This is a genomic window from Pantoea sp. Pa-EAmG, assembly GCF_030024295.1.
Lineage (GTDB): Bacteria > Pseudomonadota > Gammaproteobacteria > Enterobacterales > Enterobacteriaceae > Pantoea > Pantoea dispersa.
Genome location: NZ_JASEWO010000087.1, coordinates 1 through 18,986, shown reverse-complemented (window position 1 = coordinate 18,986; position 18,986 = coordinate 1). Strand labels below are relative to the sequence as shown.

18 protein-coding genes are annotated in these 18,986 nt (G+C 58.6%); 9 read left to right on the top strand and 9 right to left on the bottom strand.

The window, feature by feature from the left end:
* Positions 1-80: 80 nt before the first annotated feature.
* From rnd to QMM04_RS12975, 5 genes are all read right to left on the bottom strand, one after another.
* Positions 81-1,202, bottom strand: a complete 1,122-nt coding sequence (gene rnd, locus QMM04_RS12995; RefSeq protein WP_021510041.1) for a ribonuclease D — start codon at positions 1,200-1,202, stop codon at positions 81-83.
* A 105-nt stretch (positions 1,203-1,307) separates the two neighbouring features.
* Positions 1,308-2,981: a long-chain-fatty-acid--CoA ligase FadD gene (fadD, locus tag QMM04_RS12990; protein WP_153001953.1), complete on the bottom strand. Its 1,674-nt coding sequence runs from the start codon at positions 2,979-2,981 to the stop codon at positions 1,308-1,310.
* Between the two features lie 208 nt (positions 2,982-3,189).
* Positions 3,190-3,783, bottom strand: a complete 594-nt coding sequence (locus QMM04_RS12985; protein ID WP_010616392.1) for a Slp family lipoprotein — start codon at positions 3,781-3,783, stop codon at positions 3,190-3,192.
* Between the two features lie 60 nt (positions 3,784-3,843).
* Entirely contained in the window at positions 3,844-4,545 is a 702-nt protein-coding gene (gene tsaB, locus QMM04_RS12980; protein WP_059009719.1) for a tRNA (adenosine(37)-N6)-threonylcarbamoyltransferase complex dimerization subunit type 1 TsaB, read from the bottom strand.
* Between the two features lie 52 nt (positions 4,546-4,597).
* Entirely contained in the window at positions 4,598-6,508 is a 1,911-nt protein-coding gene (locus QMM04_RS12975; RefSeq protein WP_282996305.1) for an ATP-dependent DNA helicase, read from the bottom strand.
* A 125-nt stretch (positions 6,509-6,633) separates the two neighbouring features.
* Here QMM04_RS12975 and QMM04_RS12970 point away from each other — a divergent pair, with 125 nt between their 5' ends.
* Positions 6,634-6,978 carry a RidA family protein gene (locus QMM04_RS12970; RefSeq protein WP_282996304.1) on the top strand — a complete coding sequence of 115 codons (345 nt, stop codon included), beginning with the start codon at positions 6,634-6,636 and terminating at the stop codon, positions 6,976-6,978.
* A 13-nt stretch (positions 6,979-6,991) separates the two neighbouring features.
* Here the strand turns inward: QMM04_RS12970 and QMM04_RS12965 are convergent, their stop codons facing one another.
* On the bottom strand, positions 6,992-7,168 hold the full coding sequence (locus QMM04_RS12965; RefSeq protein WP_010616389.1) for a YoaH family protein: 177 nt from the start codon (positions 7,166-7,168) through the stop codon (positions 6,992-6,994).
* Positions 7,169-7,283: 115 nt separating this feature from the next.
* On the opposite strand from QMM04_RS12965, the gene pabB reads away from it, so the two are divergent.
* The 4 genes from pabB (at position 7,284) to QMM04_RS12945 (ending at position 12,559) form a co-directional block, all read left to right on the top strand.
* Complete coding sequence (gene pabB / locus QMM04_RS12960; RefSeq protein WP_136546494.1) at positions 7,284-8,636, top strand: aminodeoxychorismate synthase component 1; 1,353 nt, start codon at positions 7,284-7,286, stop codon at positions 8,634-8,636.
* A gap of 1 nt (position 8,637) precedes the next feature.
* The gene (locus QMM04_RS12955) at positions 8,638-9,207 is read left to right on the top strand and encodes a CoA pyrophosphatase (protein ID WP_282996303.1); all 570 of its coding nucleotides are present in this window, start codon (positions 8,638-8,640) and stop codon (positions 9,205-9,207) included.
* A gap of 190 nt (positions 9,208-9,397) precedes the next feature.
* Entirely contained in the window at positions 9,398-10,762 is a 1,365-nt protein-coding gene (locus QMM04_RS12950) for an L-serine ammonia-lyase (RefSeq protein WP_282996302.1), read from the top strand.
* Positions 10,763-10,996: 234 nt separating this feature from the next.
* Entirely contained in the window at positions 10,997-12,559 is a 1,563-nt protein-coding gene (locus QMM04_RS12945; protein WP_058757738.1) for an EAL domain-containing protein, read from the top strand.
* A gap of 12 nt (positions 12,560-12,571) precedes the next feature.
* Here QMM04_RS12945 and QMM04_RS12940 read toward each other — a convergent pair whose 3' ends face one another.
* Positions 12,572-14,140: a TerC family protein gene (locus tag QMM04_RS12940; RefSeq protein ID WP_021510030.1), complete on the bottom strand. Its 1,569-nt coding sequence runs from the start codon at positions 14,138-14,140 to the stop codon at positions 12,572-12,574.
* A gap of 510 nt (positions 14,141-14,650) precedes the next feature.
* On the opposite strand from QMM04_RS12940, the gene manX reads away from it, so the two are divergent.
* The 4 genes from manX to QMM04_RS12920 all read left to right on the top strand — a co-directional run bounded on the left by manX (position 14,651) and on the right by QMM04_RS12920 (position 17,882).
* Positions 14,651-15,613 carry a PTS mannose transporter subunit IIAB gene (gene manX, locus QMM04_RS12935; RefSeq protein ID WP_058757739.1) on the top strand — a complete coding sequence of 321 codons (963 nt, stop codon included), beginning with the start codon at positions 14,651-14,653 and terminating at the stop codon, positions 15,611-15,613.
* 57 nt (positions 15,614-15,670) lie between these two features.
* Positions 15,671-16,471 (top strand): PTS mannose/fructose/sorbose transporter subunit IIC, encoded by an 801-nt coding sequence (locus tag QMM04_RS12930; RefSeq protein WP_031280203.1) that lies wholly within the window; start codon positions 15,671-15,673, stop codon positions 16,469-16,471.
* A 14-nt stretch (positions 16,472-16,485) separates the two neighbouring features.
* Positions 16,486-17,331, top strand: coding sequence for a PTS mannose transporter subunit IID (locus tag QMM04_RS12925; RefSeq protein WP_021510027.1), 846 nt, complete (start codon positions 16,486-16,488; stop codon positions 17,329-17,331).
* Positions 17,332-17,423: 92 nt separating this feature from the next.
* Positions 17,424-17,882, top strand: a complete 459-nt coding sequence (locus QMM04_RS12920; protein WP_282996301.1) for a DUF986 family protein — start codon at positions 17,424-17,426, stop codon at positions 17,880-17,882.
* Here QMM04_RS12920 and rlmA read toward each other — a convergent pair.
* Positions 17,879-18,685: a 23S rRNA (guanine(745)-N(1))-methyltransferase gene (gene rlmA, locus QMM04_RS12915; protein ID WP_282996300.1), complete on the bottom strand. Its 807-nt coding sequence runs from the start codon at positions 18,683-18,685 to the stop codon at positions 17,879-17,881. The two genes, QMM04_RS12920 and rlmA, sit on opposite strands and share 4 nt — an antisense overlap.
* Before the next feature lie 140 nt (positions 18,686-18,825).
* On the bottom strand, positions 18,826-18,986 hold a 161-nt coding region (locus QMM04_RS12910), incomplete at its 5' end, for a cold shock domain-containing protein (protein WP_282996306.1).

Sequence of the window (18,986 nt, the reverse complement as noted above, 5' to 3'; positions counted from 1 at the left end):
GGAGACGGAAGACGTTCCTAAATGATTGTAGCGGGTTCCTGATTTTCCCCTGCGTGGTTGCGCAGGGGAAAACGTTCCGCTTACAGCGTGTGTAAAATCTCGTCGATACCGGCTTTCAACACCTCACCCCGCCAGCCTGCCAGCAGTTCCGGCGGACGCGTGGCGCTCTTCAGTCCCCAGTGCACGCTCAGCACCTGGTTAATCTGGCGCCGTGATGCTAACAGCTCCTGACTGTAACCGGTCTGCTCACTCACCTGCTGTACCAGCGCTTTAATCGCTTTAAACGCCTGCTTGTAATGCGCGTGGTCAATCAGATTAGGCAACGGCGGCGGTAATGCGGCCTCATCCAGCGCCTGCGCTTCTGCCACCATCGCCACCAGCGCCTTACCGTGGAAGCGAATTTCGTGACCGTTCAGGCCGAGATGATCCAGCTCGCCAAGGCTGCCGGGCATAAAGCGCGCGACTTTCCACAGGTTCTCTTCGCGCACCACAAAATTCACCGCCATGTCTTTCTGCCGGGCGAGGTTGAGACGCCACGCGGCCAGGCGCTGCAGCACCGCCAGCTGGCGCGGACGCAGCTGCCACGCGTTGGTGATATCGCGCCACGCCTCTTCCGGCTGCAGTACGTCAAGACGGCGCTGACACAGCGTAGCGCACTCACTCAGCGCCGCCGCCATGTTGCCTGCCGCTTCGGTTTGCGCCACCAGCTGATGGGCGATCGGCAGCAGATAAGCCACATCGGCCGCAGCGTACTGGCACTGCCGCTCGGTAAGCGGACGCGCCAGCCAGTCGGTGCGCGCTTCGCTCTTATCCAGCTCAATCTGGTTGAAATGATTGACCATCGCGGCAAAGCCCCACGACAGCGGCTGCCCGGCGAAAGCGGCCAGAATCTGTGTATCGATCATCGGCTCCGGCAGGCAGCCGAAACGATGCAGGAAGACTTCAAGGTCTTCCCCGCCGGCGTGCAGGAACTTGGTCAGCTGACGATCCTGCAGCAGCGCAACAAACGGTGCCCAGTCGCTGATGGTTAACGGATCGATCAGAACCAGTTGCTCGCCATCGAAGAGCTGGATCAGGCCAAGCTGCGGATAGTACGTGCGGGTGCGCACGAATTCGGTATCCAGCGCCACGGCGCGATGCTGGCGGGCCTGCTGGCATACGGCGGCCAGCTGGTCATTGTGGTCGATCAGGGTGTAATTCACGTTGTCTTTCTCGCTGCGACAAACCTCGCACAGCGCTCCATGTTAAAAGCAATAAAAACGCCGGACGGTGCCGGCGTTAACCTGAGCATTCAGCGGAAGCCAGTACTACGCTTCGCGCTTCGCCTCGTCGCGCAATTCGCGACGTAAAATTTTACCGACGTTGGTTTTCGGCAGCTCATCACGAAACTCGATAATCTTCGGCACTTTATAGCCGGTGAGCTGACGGCGACAATGATCCAGCACTTCCTCTTTCGTCAGCGACGGATCTTTTTTCACGATGCACACTTTCACCGCTTCGCCGGAGAGATCGCTCGGCACGCCAATGGCCGCCGCTTCGCGCACCTTGGCGTGCTGCATCAGCACATCTTCGATTTCGTTAGGATACACGTTAAAGCCGGACACCAGTATCATGTCTTTTTTACGATCGACGATGCGGATAAACCCTTCAGCGTCCACGGTAACAATATCACCGGTGTGCAGCCAGCCATTTTTCAGCACTTCCTCGCTGGCATCCGGCCGCTGCCAGTAGCCAACCATGACCTGCGGCCCGCGAATGCACAGTTCACCCGGCTCGCCCGGCGGTACGTCGCGGTCTTCATCATCGACAATACGCACGTCGGTGGACGGAACCGGCAAACCGATGCTGCCGGTGTGGCAGGTAATATCATAAGGATTAACCGACACCAGCGGTGAGCATTCGGTGAGTCCGTAGCCCTCCAGCAGATAGTGTCCGGTGAGTTTCTCCCAGCGCTCGGCCACCGCTTTCTGCACCGCCATGCCGCCACCAGCTGACAGACGCAGCGTGGAGAAGTCCAGCTGGTTAAAATTGGCATCGTTCAGCAGGGCGTTGAACAACGTATTAACACCGGTGATGGCGGTAAAGGGAAATTTGCTCAGCTCTTTAACGAAGCCGGGAATATCGCGCGGGTTGGTAATCAGCAGGTTGGTGCCGCCCAGGTCGAGGAACAGCAGACAGTTCACCGTCAGGGCAAAGATGTGATAAAGCGGCAGCGCGGTTACCACCTGCTCCTGACCGGCGCGCAGCAGTTTACCGTAGGTGGCTTTGGTCTGCTCCAGATTAGCCTGCATGTTGCCGTGGGTCAGCATGGCGCCTTTCGCCACGCCGGTAGTGCCACCGGTGTACTGCAGAAATGCCAGATCCTGATTACTGATCACAGGACGATGATAGCTCATCTGCTCGCCCTGCTGCAGCGCATGACGGAACGGTACCGCACCTGGCAGATGGTATTTCGGTACCAGCTTTTTCACGTATTTTACGACGAAATTGACCAGCGTGGCTTTCACCGGCGCCAGCTGATCGCCCATGCGCGTCAGCATCACGTGCTTAACCGGGGTTTCCGCGACCACTTTTTCCAGCGTATGGGCGAAGTTGGAGACAATGACAATTGCACTGGCACCGCTGTCATTAAGCTGGTGCTTCAGCTCGCGCGGCGTGTACAACGGGTTAACATTCACCACCACCATACCGGCACGCAGCACACCAAACAGCGCCACCGGATACTGCAGCAGATTCGGCATCATCAGCGCGACGCGATCGCCCTGCTGCAAGCCTAATCCCTGTTGCAGCCAGGCCGCAAAAGCACGGCTCTGCTGCTCCAGCTGGCGGTAAGTCATTGGCTGGCCCATGTTAATGAAAGCCACCTGATCGGCATAACGTTGCGCTGCGTGTTCGAAAAGATCGACCAAAGAGGGATAACGGTCTGCGTTAATTTCCGCTGGTACATCTGGCGGATAGCGTTTCAGCCAAACCTTGTTCAAAGATTCACCCCGATATTCTTGTTGCGTAGCCATTGCCGCCTCTGCAATCAGTGTTGTTAACAATATTTTAACTGATTGTACCAGTTTGCCTGTTCCGGCATTTTCAGGTTGCGAGGCGCATCACTAAATTTCGCGCATCGGTTGCGCGCCCAATAAAAAGGCCCGTTCGCGAGCACCGCGACCGGGCCGTAAAAAAACCTGTTTAGCGCTATTCGGTAAGAATGGTCTCGACCTGCGCCGGACCGCCGGTATTCATGCCCCAGTAGGGGTTAGGCCCCCAATAGCCGGGATGGCGACGCGTCGGCCCGTACCAAATCCACGGATCGATCGGCTGCGGCGGCGTCATCACCTGCTGAGTCAAATGCCAGCGCTGATAACCGCGCACATCAATCACCACAAAGTTGTAACTGGCTTTGCCAATTTCCCCTTTCTCGGTGCCTTTGATATTGCCCAGCACCGTGACGTACTGATTATTGACGTCGATCGGATCAACAAAACCATGAATGTCAGCATAAATGCGGCCAATTGAGGCAGCACCGAGGCGCGGTCGCGCGCTGTCATCCAGCGGCTGAGTGGCAATTTCCAGCCGGGTCAGGCCGTTAAGGTTGGTCACCTTCACGACTTTGCCGCCGAAGCGCGACTCCTGGCCGACATACAGCTGCGGCGCATTCATCACGCGTAATAAATCCTGCTGTGGAAGCTGAGAACTCCCTTTAATGGCATCCGGCACCGACACGCAGCCGCTGAGCAACAGCGCACAGGCTAACAGAGCGCCAGACATCCCTTTACGACTAATTGGCATAGCACTTCTCCTGTTATTTCTCCGTTAGACTGAAGGCGCAAAAATAAGTTGCGTGGGCGCCTAGCGTCCCGGCAATTTTTTCCATGCCACTTCATTGCGCAGATAAACCGGCTCAGCATTTTCCACCGCCACGCTATCGCCGCGCTGCCAGGCGCTGAGCGCCAGCGGCAGCATATCTTCTGCGGCAGGCAGCGTGACCGTGGTGGTCAGCAGTTGTGCCCCGGTCGTGCCAGCCAGCAGCTGCGGATAAGCCTGCCAGCCGGTGCCGACGGTGGCCCACTCGCCGCTAAGCTGCGCGATGCGCGCCTGTGCCGCTTCCGGCTTGAGTACGGCTTCGCTCTCAGCGCCCTGCCACTCGCCCTGCTGATCACGCTGATATTCTGCCCAGTAGACTTCACCCATGCGCGCATCAATCGCCGCCAGCACGCGCGTTGCCCCGGTCAAACGCCAGGCGCCCTGCGCCATGGTGGCCAGCGAGGATACGCCAATCATCGGCAAATTTGCGCCCAGCGCCAGGCCCTGCGCGATGCCAATGCCGATGCGCACGCCGGTAAAACTGCCGGGCCCGCGGCCAAACGCCAGCGCGTCCAGCGCGCTCAGCGCCAGCGACTGCGCCTGCAGCAATTCCTGCACCAGCGGCAGAATACGTTGAGTATGATCGCGGGGCGCGATTTCGAAGCGGGCATCGATCTGCTGCTGATTCAGCAGCGCGGCAGAACAGGCTTCTGTCGCGGTGTCCAGGGCTAAAATTCGGGCGGGCATAACAACCTCAGAGAATCAAAATGGCGCGCATCTTACCACAGCCTGGCACAAATTAGTGCTGCTCTGGCGGACGCACAAAGTCAATCGCACGCTGTAAATCGCGGGTGCGTGGTGTCGGCGGCAGGCTATTAAGGAACAGACCGCCATACGGACGCGACACCAGCCGCTGGTCACAAATCACCAGCACGCCGCGATCGTCGGTATCGCGAATCAGACGGCCCACGCCCTGCTTGAGGGTGATCACCGCGTCCGGCAGCTGCACATCGTTGAACGGATCGCCGCCGCGCAGACGGCAATCCTCCATGCGCGCCTTCAGCAGCGGATCTTCCGGCGAGGTAAACGGCAGCTTGTCGATGATCACCAGCGACAGCGCATCACCGCGCACGTCAACGCCTTCCCAGAAGCTGCTGGTGGCCACCAGCAGTGCATTGCCGGCGTCAAGAAACTGTTTGAGCAGCTGGCCTTTGCTGGTTTCGCCCTGCAACAGCACCGGTAAGGTCATGGAGGCGCGGAACTCCGCCGCCAGCTCACGCATCATTTTGTGCGAGGTGCACAGGAAGAAACAGCGCCCTTTGTTGGCTTCAATCAGCGGTTTCATCATGCATGCCAGCTGACGCGCACCGCCGGGATAGTTGGGTTCCGGCATGTTGCGCGGCACGCACAGCAAGGCCTGCTGCGCATAATCAAACGGACTTTCGAGGATCAGGGTGCGGGCATTATCCACGCCGAGCCGGCTGGCGAAGTGGCTCATCTGTTCGTTGACCGCCAGCGTCGCCGAGGTAAATACCCACGCCGCTTTGCGTCCGTCCATCACTTCGCGGAAGCGCTCCGCAACCGACAGCGGCGTCAGCGCCAGCGTAAAGTGCCGGCTGCTGCATTCGTACCAGTAGCTAAAGCCCGGTTCATCAATCGCACGTAAACGCTTGAGCCGGGTGCGATACAGCGCGGCACGCTCGAAGGCAGCGTCCAGCAGCGCGGAACGGCCCAGCGACAGCTTAATCACGTCGTAACACAGCTCGAGCGCATCATCCAGCAGCGTAAACATGCGCATGATGTTGTTGTCGCTCAGCAGGTCACGCAGATTGCCGCGAAAACCGGGCTCGCCCAGCGTCAGGCGGAAATCCTGTGCGCACTGCGCCAGCCGGTCGGCGGATTTCTGCAGCTGCTGCACATCGCGCACCTCGGTGCGGTAGGAAAGGATAATGTCTTTGGCGAGATCCTGCAGTTGCCGGCTCGACAGCTGCTGGCCAAAATACTGGCTGGCTATATCCGGCAGCTGGTGCGCTTCGTCGAAGATCATCACGTCAGCTTCCGGGATCAGCTCGCCAAATCCCCCCTCTTTGACCACCAGGTCAGCGAGAAACAGGTGATGGTTCACCACCACCACATCCGCATCCATCGCTTTTTTGCGCGCCTTCACCACGAAGCAATCTTTATACAGCGGGCAATCGCTGCCGAGGCAGTTATCGTTGGTGCTGGTGACGTAAGGCCAGATCGGGCTGTCTTCCGCGACGCCAGCGCAGCTGCTGACGTCGCCATCAACGGTCTCCGATGACCAGCTGCGCACGTTAATCAGATCGCCGAGCGCCTGCACGCTGAGATCGCCGCCGGTCTGATTTTGCTGCTCAAGCCGTTCCAGGCACAGATAGTTGGAGCGCCCTTTTAGCAGCGCAGTTTTGCCGCTGAACGCCAGGGCGCGGGCAATGGTCGGCAGATCGCGGTTGTAGAGCTGATCCTGCAACGCTTTGGAACCGGTCGACACAATGACTTTTTTCTTCGCCCGCAACGCCGGCGCCAGATACGCATAAGTTTTACCGGTACCGGTGCCGGCCTCGACCACCAGCTCGCCCGCCTGCTGCACCGCTTCGCTCACTGCCTGCGCCATTTCGCGCTGTGCCGCACGCGGCTTAAAGCCGGGAATTGCCTGCGCTAACGCGCCATCCGCTGCAAAATCGTCTGCCACACATCCTCACCGATTGCTCTTAAAACTACTGTAATTATGTCAGGATTCACCGCAGGCGACCACAACAGATGACAGCCGGCCATGGGATATGGCAGGCTAACGCAGCAAAAATAAAGGAGAACAGCATGACCATTACGCGTATTGATGCCGAGCACCGCATGTCCGAAGCGGTTGTACATGACCAGACCGTGTATTACACCAGCGTGCCGGAGAATCTGGATGACGATGCGGAAGCGCAGACCGCCAACGCGCTGGCGGTGATTGACCGCATCCTGACGCGCGTGGGTTCGGATAAAAGCAAAATTCTCGACGCCACCATTTTTCTGGTAGATAAAGATGACTTTGCCGCGATGAACCGCGCCTGGGATGCGTGGGTCTCGCCGGGTAATGCGCCGGTACGCTGCACGGTGCAGGCCGGCCTGATGAATCCGCGCTACAAAGTGGAAATCAAAATCATCGCCGCGTTATAACGCTCGCCGGGCGCTATTCGTCCTCTTCGAAGCGCGCCCGAATCGCTTCGCCCTGATGGTTCTGGCGAATTTCCTGCGCCACCTGCGCAATCGCCTGTCCGCTGGACATGCCGCCGGCCATCAGTTCCTGAATACGTTCCACTGCCTGCTGCTGCTGTTCGTGTGATAAAGCCGGAAGACCTGAAAACATGATGTACTCCTGTAATGGGGGGACGCATTATTCCACGCTGAACAAACAGGTGCCAGCAGCAAAAAAATATGCCAGGCTACGCGCCTGCCTGCTGAACTGATTTAGCCAAACGAACGTGAAAACCCTCTCGCTACAGTATACGCCCGATACACTTTTACACCGTTTTTCCACGCTGGCGCACCGTCCGTGGGCGATGCTGCTGACCTCAGGTCACGCCGAGCACGCGGATAACCGTTTCGATATCCTCACCGCCGACCCGCGGGTGACCCTGACGACGCGCGGTGACAGTACCGCCATCGACGACGGCACCGGCATCAGCCACTCTAACGCCGATCCGCTGCAGCTGGTGCAGCAACAGCTGGACGCGCTGGGCATCCGGCCGGCGTTTGATGCAAATCTGCCGTTTCAGGGCGGCGCGCTGGGTCTGTTTGGTTATGACCTCGGTCGCCGTTTCGAAACGCTGCCGCAGCGGGCGCAGCAGGATTTACACACGCCGGATATGGCGGTCGGCATTTATGACTGGGCGCTGATTGCCGATCATCATCGCCAGACGCTGACGCTGATTGCCCAGCACGACGCGGAGCAGCGCTGGCAGTGGCTACAGGCGCTGGCGGTGCCGCAGCCCAAACCCTTTGCCCTGACCAGCGACTGGCAGGCCAATATGAGCTATGCGCAGTACGCCGCGCGTTTCCAGGCGGTGCAGGCCTACATCCAGGCGGGCGATTGCTACCAGGTTAATCTGGCGCAGCGTTTCCAGGCCAGCTATCGCGGCGATGAGTGGCAGGCGTTTTTACGTCTCAACCGCGCCAACCGCGCGCCGTTCAGCGCCTTCCTTCGTCTGCCGCACAGTGCCGTGCTGAGTCTGTCGCCGGAGCGTTTTCTCTCGCTGCAGCAACAGCAGATTGAAACCCGCCCGATTAAAGGCACGCTGCCGCGCCTGGCCGATCCGCAGGCCGATCGATTGCAGGCGGAGAAACTGGCCAGCGCCGAAAAAGATCGGGCGGAAAACCTGATGATTGTGGACCTGCTGCGTAATGATATTGGCCGCGTCGCCGAGCCGGGCAGCGTCAGCGTGCCGGAGCTGTTCGTAGTGGAGCCGTTCCCGGCGGTGCATCACCTGGTGAGCACGGTGCGAGCCAGACTGCCGGACGCGCTCTCCGCTACCGATTTGCTGCGCGCCTGTTTCCCCGGCGGCTCCATTACCGGCGCGCCCAAGATCCGCGCCATGGAGATCATCGAGGAACTCGAACCGCAGCGGCGCAATGCGTGGTGCGGCAGTATCGGCTACATCAGCCTGTGTGGGCGTATGGACAGCAGCATTACCATCCGCACGCTGATTGCCGAAAACCAGCAACTGTACTGCGCGGCGGGCGGCGGCCTGGTGGCTGACAGCGATGCTGAGGCGGAATATCAGGAGACGCTGCACAAGCTCAACCGTATTCTGCCCTGTCTGCGTGATGAGGCGTGATATGGAGCTGACGCTGGCGCAGTTTCTCAGTCGCTTTGTGTTGCAGCCACCGCTGGCGACCGCGCACAGCGTGATCAGCGGACGCCGTGCCGCGGTGCTGGTACCGGTGATTGATGGCGACCAGCCCGAACTGCTGCTGACCCGCCGCTCCGCGCTGCTGCGCAAACACGCCGGGCAGGTGGCGTTCCCCGGCGGCATGATGGATGCCACTGACGATTCGCTGATCGCCACCGCGCTGCGTGAAGCACAGGAAGAAGTGGGCATCGCACCGCAGCAGGTGCGGGTGGTCGGCGTGTTACCGCCGGTCACCAGCAGTACCGGTTTCGCCGTCACGCCCGTTGTCGGCATCATCCCGCCGCACCTGCCGCTGCGGCTCAACCCGGATGAAGTTGAAAGCGCGTTTTCCATGCCGCTCGCTGAGGCGCTGCGGCTGGGGCGCTACAGCGGACTGACGCTGCGCCACGGTCATCGTCAGCATCAGGTGTGGCTGTCGTGGTATGAAGATTATTTTATCTGGGGCATGACCGCCGGTATCCTGCGCGCGCTCGGCCAGCAGATCGCCCTGCCCTGATCCCCCGTCCCGTTTCACCCTGGCCGAAAAATTGATCCCGTTCACATCCGGGGATACGGATAACTATTTCTGTGGTTTATAATTAGTTTATTTCATGCGAAAAGCTGCTCGCTGCCGCCCGCTGGCGATTACTATTAGCCGCATTAACGGCCTGCGCCGTAGAAAAGAAGATTTGTGAGGAGCGTCACCGGTGATAAGTGTTTTTGACATGTTCAAAGTGGGTATCGGCCCGTCCAGTTCGCATACCGTTGGCCCGATGAAAGCGGGCAAGCAGTTTGTTGATCTGCTGATCGAGCAGGGCAAGCTGCAGGATGTGACGCGCGTGGCGGTGGATGTCTACGGCTCACTGTCGCTCACCGGTAAAGGACACCACACCGACATTGCCATCATTATGGGTCTGGCCGGCTTTGAGCCTGCCAGCGTCGACATCGACAGCATTCCGGCGTTTATCAAAGATGTCGAAACGCGTGAGCGGCTGCTGCTGGCACAGGGCGCGCGCGAGGTCGACTTCCCGCGTGACGGCGGCATGGTCTTCCGTAGCGAAAACCTGTCGCTGCATGAAAACGGCATGACCCTGTACGCTTTTGCCGGCGATCGTCTGCTTGAGCGCAAAACCTATTACTCAATTGGCGGCGGCTTTATCGTCGACGAAGCGCACTTTGGTCAGTCAGTACTGGATGAGGTCGCCGTGCCCTACCCGTTCCATTCAGCCAAAGAGTTGCTCAGCCACTGCCGCGATACCGGCATGTCGCTTTCCGGGCTGGTGATGAGAAACGAGCTAGCGCTGCATAGCCGTGACGAGATTTACGCCTATTTTGGCAACATCTGGCAAACCATGCAGGCGTGTATCGATCGTGGCCTGAATACCGAAGGCGTGCTGCCGGGCCCGCTGCGCGTGCCGCGCCGCGCGGCGTCGCTGCGACGTTTGCTGGTCTCCTCAACCAAACATTCTAACGATCCGATGAACGTCATCGACTGGGTCAATATGTTTGCGCTGGCGGTGAATGAAGAGAATGCGGCTGGTGGTCGTGTGGTCACTGCACCGACCAACGGTGCCTGCGGCATCGTGCCGGCGGCGCTGGCGTATTACGATCACTTTATCGAAACGGTCACGCCGGATATCTTTATCCGCTACTTCCTCGCCTCGGGCGCGATTGGCGTGTTGTATAAAATGAACGCTTCGATTTCCGGTGCCGAAGTCGGCTGCCAGGGTGAAGTGGGCGTGGCCTGCTCAATGGCCGCCGCCGGCCTTGCTGAATTACTGGGAGCCAGCCCGGAGCAGGTGTGTGTTGCCGCTGAAATCGGCATGGAACACAACCTCGGACTGACCTGCGATCCGGTCGCTGGTCAGGTACAGGTGCCGTGCATTGAACGCAACGCCATTGCTTCGGTGAAAGCGATCAACGCCGCGCGGATGGCGCTGCGCCGCACCAGCGAGCCGCGCGTATCGCTGGATAAGGTGATCGAGACGATGTACGAGACCGGCAAAGATATGAACGCTAAATATCGTGAGACCTCGCGTGGCGGTCTGGCGATCAAGGTGCAGTGCGACTGACCGGCAACGTCGCGTTTCGCTGCTGACAATTGCAGCGATCGTCCATTATTTCTGCAATGGCCTCTACCTCCGCGTTATCAAACCAGATACATTATTTTTGCGCGCGACCTCTAATGGTCGCGCGATTTTTTAGTGCCGCTTTTTTTCTCCAGCCGCGCTAAATTTGGCCGCCGCCATGCCGATAACCTTCACGTTAATTTGGCCTCATTCTTTGTCTTAGCAAGGTGGTTACTGATGCTCCTTCCCCAGCAATTTGTGGGTCAATTTCGCCGTAAGCGCCTGCTTATTGCGTTGGTGATCGCGTCGCTGGTTCTCATTCTTACGCTGACTTTTCGCTACATCGAAGAGAAGTCACGCATTGAGCAGCAGTCCCTTAACTTTGCCACCCGCGCGATTGAACGCTTTGACCGCATGTTTTCGCCGCTGGACGTCTCCGCCAACAACACGCTGGGGCTGGTGGGCGTGCCCTGCACGCAGGTGCGCTATCCGCTGATTGAGAAGATCGCCGCGCTGCAAACCGTGCGTACCGTGCTGCTGGTGCAGGACGATACCATCTACTGTTCGAGTATTTATGGCCCGCGTCACATCTCGTTCAGCCAGACCTATCCCGAGCTGGCGATCAACAACCAGCGCATGATGCTGTCTACCGACGACTACCTGCTTAAAGGTTCACCGGTGCTGCTGCTGTGGACGCCAAAGTCGCTGGATAACCAGGACGGCCTGCTGCAGATCATCAACATTGAACTGATGACCAACTATCTGCTGGAGCCGCAGCTGCCGTGGGTGGAGCGCGCGATCTTTAACGTAGGCGGACAGAGCCTCGAGTACGGTAATCCGCTGATCGAGCATACCGTGCCGTCCGATGACGAAGTGGCATACGATCAGGCCTCGCTGCGTTATCCCTACAGCATTACGCTGTACGGCCCGTCCCCGGCGCGACTGGCGCTCAATACCCTGCCGTCTCAGCTGCCGCTGGCGGTACTGCTGAGCCTGCTGCTGGGCTACATCGTCTGGCTGGCCACCGCCAATCGCATGAGCCTGAGCTGGCAAATCAGCTATGGCATCACCGCTAACGAATTTATGGTCTACTGCCAGCCGCTGATCAATGCCCGCAGCGGCGACTGCGATGGTATCGAGCTGCTGCTGCGCTGGCACAATCCGCGTCAGGGCTGGATTGCCCCGGACGTATTTATTCCGCTGGCCGAACGCCAGAACCTGATTGCACCGCTGACGCGCTTTGTGATTGCCAGAGTCGTCGCGGAGTTGCCTAATCTGCCACAGTGCCCGGCTTTCCATATCGCGATTAACGTCGCGGCCAGCCACTTCCGCGATCGCCTGATTGTTGAGGATTTACAGCGCTACTGGTGGCCCGCCAATCCCCTGCCGAAACTGGTGGTGGAGCTGACCGAGCGCGATGCGCTGCCGGTCATCGACCAGACGGTCGTGGCGCAGCTGCATGAAATTGGCGTGCGGCTGGCGATTGACGATTTCGGTACCGGCCACAGTTCGCTGGCCTATCTGAAAGACCTGAAGCCGGACGTGCTGAAAATCGATAAAATCTTTACCGCCGCGATTGGTACTGACGCGATCAACGCCACGGTGACGGATATGGTGATTTCACTGGCGCAGCGGCTGAATATCGCGCTGGTCGCGGAGGGAGTGGAAACCGCCGAGCAGGCGCATTATCTGCGCGAGCGCGGCGTGGATCATCTGCAGGGTTACTACTATGCGCGCCCGATGCCGATTGAGGACTTCCCGCAATGGCTGGCGCAGCATCAGGCGCAGCTGGGCGCCTGATGCCGGACGACATCAGGCGTCGCCCTCTTCCTCGTCATGGTGCGGCTTGTCTTTGGTGACGCGCACCAGATCTATACGGTAATCCGTGGCTTCGATAATCTGGAAGTGCAGCGGTGGCAAATCGATAATCTCGCCCGGCAGCGGCAGCTGTCCCTTCTGCTCAATCAGCAGGCCGGCCAGCGACGCGTGATCTTCATCCGGATCGACCAGCTCATGGTGGTCGAGCAGCTGCTGCAGCGAGTGCAGATCGGTACCGCCCTTCACCAGCCAGCCGTCGCCATCCGCCACCACATCCGGCGTTTCGTCTTCGTCCGGGAACTCACCGGCAATCGCTTCCAGCACGTCCAGCGGCGTAATCAGGCCCTGCACCACACCAAATTCGTTGGTAACGATGACGAAGCTCCCTTTAGCGCGACGCAATACGCCCAGCAGGTTGATCGGATCCAGCGTTTCCGGCACCACAATCGGCGGCGTGTTGGCCGCGAAGGTCGCGACATCCATACCGTGCTCCAGTGCCACCAGCAGCTCTTTCGCGCGCACCACGCCGATGATCTCATCCAGCTCGCCGCGACACACCGGGAACAGACTGTGTGGCGTATCCAGCAGCTGAATGCGGATCTCATCCAGCGGACGCGAGACGTCAACCCACGAGATATCGCCGCGCGGCGTCATGATGCTGCGAATCGAACGCTGTGACAGCGTCAGCACGCCGTTAATCATGTAACGCTCTTCGTCTTTAAACGCTTCCTGCGGCATCGCTTCGGTCAGCGACGCTTCTTCAGTATGCGCCGGCTGGTTACGCTGACGCCCGCCCATCAGACGCAGAATCGCTTCGGCGGTACGTTCACGCATCGGACGGTGCGCCTGATGACGGATAAAGTTCCGGCGCGCAATCTGGTTAAACAGCTCGATCAGAATCGAGAAGCCAATTGCCGCGTACAGATAACCTTTCGGAATATGGAAACCAAAGCCTTCCGCCACCAGCGACAGACCGATCATCAGCAGGAAGCTCAGACACAGCACCACCACCGTTGGGTGCGCGTTGACGAAGCGGGTCAGCGGTTTTGAGGCCAGCAGCATCACGCCCATGGCAATCACCACTGCCGTCATCATCACCGGCAGATGGTTCACCATACCGACGGCGGTAATCACCGCATCCAGGGAAAACACCGCGTCCAGCACCACAATCTGCGTCACGACCGCCCAGAAGCTGGCATAGGCTTTGTTGCCCTGATGCTCCATGCCACGGTTTTCCAGCCGCTCGTGCAGTTCCATGGTGGCCTTAAACAACAGGAACAAACCACCAATCAACAGAATTAAATCTCGTCCGGAAAAGCTGAAATCGCCTACGCTGAATAGGGGTCGCGTCAGCGTCACCATCCAGGAGATCAGCGACAGCAGGCCGAGGCGCATCACCAGCGCCAGCGACAGACCAATCAGGCGCGCTTTATCGCGCTGTTTCGGTGGCAGCTTGTCGGCAAGAATGGCGATAAACACCAGGTTGTCGATGCCGAGCACAATCTCCAGCACGATCAGCGTCAGTAAACCCGCCCAGATTGAGGGGTCGAAGAGAAATTCCATCAATGACTCCTTGCTAAACGTAAGGGCGAACGCGACTGAGCCTGCGCCGGAAGGCGAGACGAGAGAGCGTTAACGGATGAGGCAACACCGGCAGGTGTCAGGGTGCGCGCTGAGCAGCGCGGGGAACAAGTGAAGCGACGTCGGTGACGGTCCATATAGGTGAGCTAAAGCCCGGTACTCCTGAGTAATAAACAGAAAGCTAATGTATCAGTTACATCAACAACGTCAAAAAATTTTCTTACATTTACAAATAACTGCGCCAGCGCAAGAAACTGCCATAAAAATGCCCGTTGCCGCCGGTACGCTCTGAATAGCAGAGCAACGTCACAAATTTTATTTTTTCGCTCACTAAAATAAATCGCGACCTTACTGATGTATCGCGGAATGTTTTGGGCCTTTTCCTGATGACTTTCTTCAATTTAGTCCCGGGCGATCCACAGAAAATAACAACGGTAATTCTCAATGATTCCCGGCCATGGTCGGGAACTCTCATGCGAACGGAGGTAGCAAGTGACCATTGCGCTTGTAATTGGTACACATGGCTGGGCGGCAGAACAGCTGCTGAAAACAGCAGAAATGCTGTTGGGCGAGCAGGAAAATGTCGGATGGATTGATTTCGTTCCCGGCGAAAATGCAGAAACGCTAATCGAAAAATATCAGGCACAGCTCGCCCGACTCGACACGTCGAAAGGCGTGCTGTTTCTGGTGGACACCTGGGGCGGCAGCCCGTTTAACGCCGCCAGCCGCATCGTAGTGGACAAACCGGGCTATGACGTTATTGCCGGGGTCAACATTCCCATGCTGGTGGAAACCCTGATGGGGCGCGATGACGATCCATCGCTGGAAGAGCTGATCCATATCGCCGTCGAGGCCGGCCGCGAGGGGGTGAAAGCACTCAAAACCGAATCCGCCGCGCCGGCAGCGGCAGCGCCGGCCCCGAAAGCTCCTGCCCAGCCGCAGAAACCGCTGGCACCGGGCGAGCACATGAAAATTGGCCTGGCACGTATCGATGACCGTCTGATCCATGGCCAGGTGGCCACGCGCTGGACCAAAGAGACCAACGTGACGCGCATCATCGTCGTCAGTGATGAAGTGGCTAACGATCACGTACGCAAAACCCTGCTGACTCAGGTGGCGCCGCCGGGCGTGACCGCCCACGTGGTGGATATCGCCAAGATGATCCGCGTGTGGAACAACCCGAAGTACGGTTCCGATCGCGTGATGCTGCTGTTTACCAATCCGACCGATGTTGAGCGCGTGGTAGAACAAGGCGTGGATATCAAGTCGGTGAATATCGGCGGCATGGCCTTCCGTCAGGGGAAAACGCAGGTTAATAACGCGGTGTCGGTGGATGAGAAGGACATCGCTGCCTTCCGCAAGCTGAATGAGCGAGGTATCGAACTGGAAGTGCGTAAAGTCTCCAACGACCCGAAATTGAAAATGATGGACCTGATTGCGAAGGTCAATGCCTGATTCGCCTGTGCCTGCGCGCGTGGGCAAAAAGTTCTGATCTTGCTGAGGAAAAATGCAATGGAAATAACCTCGCTACAAATAGTGTTGATATTTATTGTGGCCTGTATTGCCGGGATGGGATCGATTCTCGATGAGTTCCAGTTCCACCGGCCGCTGGTGGCCTGTACCCTGATTGGTGCAGTGCTGGGTGATATGAAAACCGGCATCATCATTGGCGGTACGCTGGAGATGATCGCGCTGGGCTGGATGAACATCGGTGCGGCAGTGGCACCGGATGCGGCGCTGGCTTCCATCATCTCTACCATTCTGGTCATTGCCGGCGGTCAAAGCGTCGGTGCCGGTATTGCGCTGGCCATCCCGCTGGCCGCAGCCGGTCAGGTGCTGACCATCATCGTACGTACCATCACTGTCGCCTTCCAGCACGCTGCGGATAAAGCTGCGGAGAAAGGCAACCTGACGGCGATTTCGTGGATCCACGTCTCTGCCCTGCTGCTGCAGGCGATGCGTATCGCTATCCCGGCGCTGATTGTGGCGGTCTCGGTCGGTACCAGCGCGGTACACAGCCTGCTGAGTTCAATTCCGGAAGTGGTCACCAATGGTCTGAACATCGCCGGCGGCATGATCGTGGTGGTCGGTTACGCGATGGTGATCAACATGATGCGTGCCGGTTACCTGATGCCGTTCTTCTATCTTGGCTTTGTCACCGCCGCGTTCACCAACTTTAACCTGGTGGCGCTGGGCGTGATTGGCGTGGTAATGGCGGTGCTGTATATCCAGCTGGCGCCAAAATACAACCGCGTTGCAGGCGCTGCCTCGGCGGGCCCGGCTAACAACGACCTCGACAACGAACTCGACTAGGAACAGGTGACATCATGGTAGATACAACCAATACTCCAAAGAAACTCACCCCCGGTGACGTGCGCGGTGTGTTCCTGCGCTCCAACCTGTTTCAGGGTTCGTGGAACTTTGAACGCATGCAGGCGCTGGGCTTCTGCTTCTCAATGGTGCCGGTGATCCGTCGCCTGTATCCGGAAAACAACGACGAGCGCAAGCAGGCGATTAAGCGTCACCTTGAGTTCTTCAACACCCATCCTTACGTGGCGGCGCCGGTGCTCGGCGTGACCATGGCAATGGAAGAGCAGCGCGCCAACGGTGCGGCGATCGATGACGGTGCCATTAACGGCATCAAAGTGGGTCTGATGGGTCCGCTGGCTGGCGTGGGCGACCCGATTTTCTGGGGGACCGTGCGTCCGGTGTTCGCCGCACTGGGTGCCGGTATCGCGATGAGCGGCAGCCTGCTTGGTCCGCTGCTGTTCTTCTTCCTGTTTAACATTGCGCGCATGCTGACCCGCTATTACGGCGTGGCTTATGGCTATCGCAAAGGGGTGGATATCGTCAGCGATATGGGCGGCGGCTTCCTGCAAAAACTTACCGAGGGGGCATCGATACTCGGCCTGTTTGTCATGGGGGCGCTGGTCAACAAATGGACGCACGTCAACGTGCCGCTGGTGGTATCCCGCATCACCGACCAGACCGGCAAAACCACGGTCACCACCGTGCAGTCGATTCTCGACCAGCTGATGCCCGGCCTGATTCCACTGCTGCTGACCTTTGGCTGTATGTGGCTGCTGCGCCGTAAAGTTAACGCGCTGTGGATCATCGTTGGCTTCTTTGCCATCGGTATCTTTGGTTACTGGATCGGCCTGCTCGGTCTGTAATCTCACCGCCGGGAGTCAGACTCCCGGCGTTTTTTGAACGGTGTGACCTGAGCGCCAACGCTGAGGTCACTTCGGTTGAGGAAGAAGCCTGTATGTCACTGACTGACGCCCTGATTGCCCTGCTGATCGCCGCTCTCGCCCTGTTTGCGATTTACGACGATGTCATCCTGCCCCGCCGCAATGGACCGACCCGACTGCGCGTCACCCTGCGCCGCCGCCATAAAATCGACAGCGGCATCTTTATCGTGCTGCTACTGATTCTGCTGTGGAACAACGTCAGCCATCATGGCCCGCAGCTCACCACTACCCTGCTGATGGTGCTGTGCTTTATGGCTATCTGGCTGTTCTGGATCCGCAGCCCGCGGCTGCTGATGAAAAATGACGGCCTGTTTTTTGCCAGCGTGTGGATCGATTACCGGCGTATTCAGAGTATGAACCTGTCAGAGGATGGCATTCTGGTGATGCAGCTGGAGCAGCGTCGCTTGCTGATAGCGGTGAAAAAGCTCGACGATCTGGAGAAAATCTATCATACGCTGGTGGAGGCGCGTTAAACGCGCTGCCACAGCGTCAGGGTGAAATCCGCGTCACAGCTAAAGCTGGCGCTGGAGGCCAGCTGCTGCCACACCGCTTCACGCGCACGCCAGGCAAAGGGGGTCATCTGCAGCAGGCTCACCGCTTCCGCCCCGTTCAGTGTCATCGTGTAGTGAAGGTTTTGCTGATCGATCTGTTCAAATCCCGCATAGTTTTTCTCTTCCGCCGTATGCAACTGCACTTCGCGATAGATCAACGCCTTAAACTGCTGCAGATGGTGCGGCCCCGGCGTCACCGTCAGCAAATAGCCGCCGGGCCTGATAACGCGGCTCAGCTCCTGCTCGTTACAGGGCGCGTAAATGCGCACGATGGCGTCCAGTGAACCATCGGCAAACGGCAGGCGCTGGCTGGAGGCGACACAAAAGTTAACCGCGCGATAGCGCTTTGCCGCCATGCGCACCGCGGCTTTGGCCACATCCAGACCGTACAGATGGCTGTCGGGCAACGCGGCAGCCAGGGCGGCGGTGTAATAGCCTTCGCCACAGCCGATATCCAGCAGCTGCGCGGGCCGGTTCGTGAGCGGCTGAGCCAGACGTTGCGCCACCCGATCGCGCAGCGGCTGATAGTGTCCGGCATCCAGAAAGGCCCGGCGCGCCTGAAGCATCTCTGCGCTGTCGCCCGGTTCCCGTGAACCTTTGTGCTGCACCGGCAGCAGGTTGACGTACCCCTCTTTCGCCCGATCGAACTGATGACCGGACGCACAGCGATAACTGCTGGCGTGCAGGTGCAAAGCGAGGTGGCAAAGTGGGCAAATCAACGACATAGATAACTCCGGGTTAGCGATTCGCGGCGCAGTTTACCCTGATCATCCGGTAACAGAAAGGATAAAGAAAAGCCCCGCTCATTGAGCAGGGCTTTTAAGATTCGATTCAGCGGTGCATGACACCGAGCCTGAGTGCGAAATCAGATAGCAGTAACGTTAACTGCTGCCGGGCCTTTCTGGCCGTCCTGAATTTCAAACTCAACTTGTTGACCTTCGGCCAGGGTTTTAAAACCGTTGCCCTGGATAGCAGAGAAGTGTACGAACACGTCTTTGCTGCCGTCAGCAGGAGTAATGAAACCAA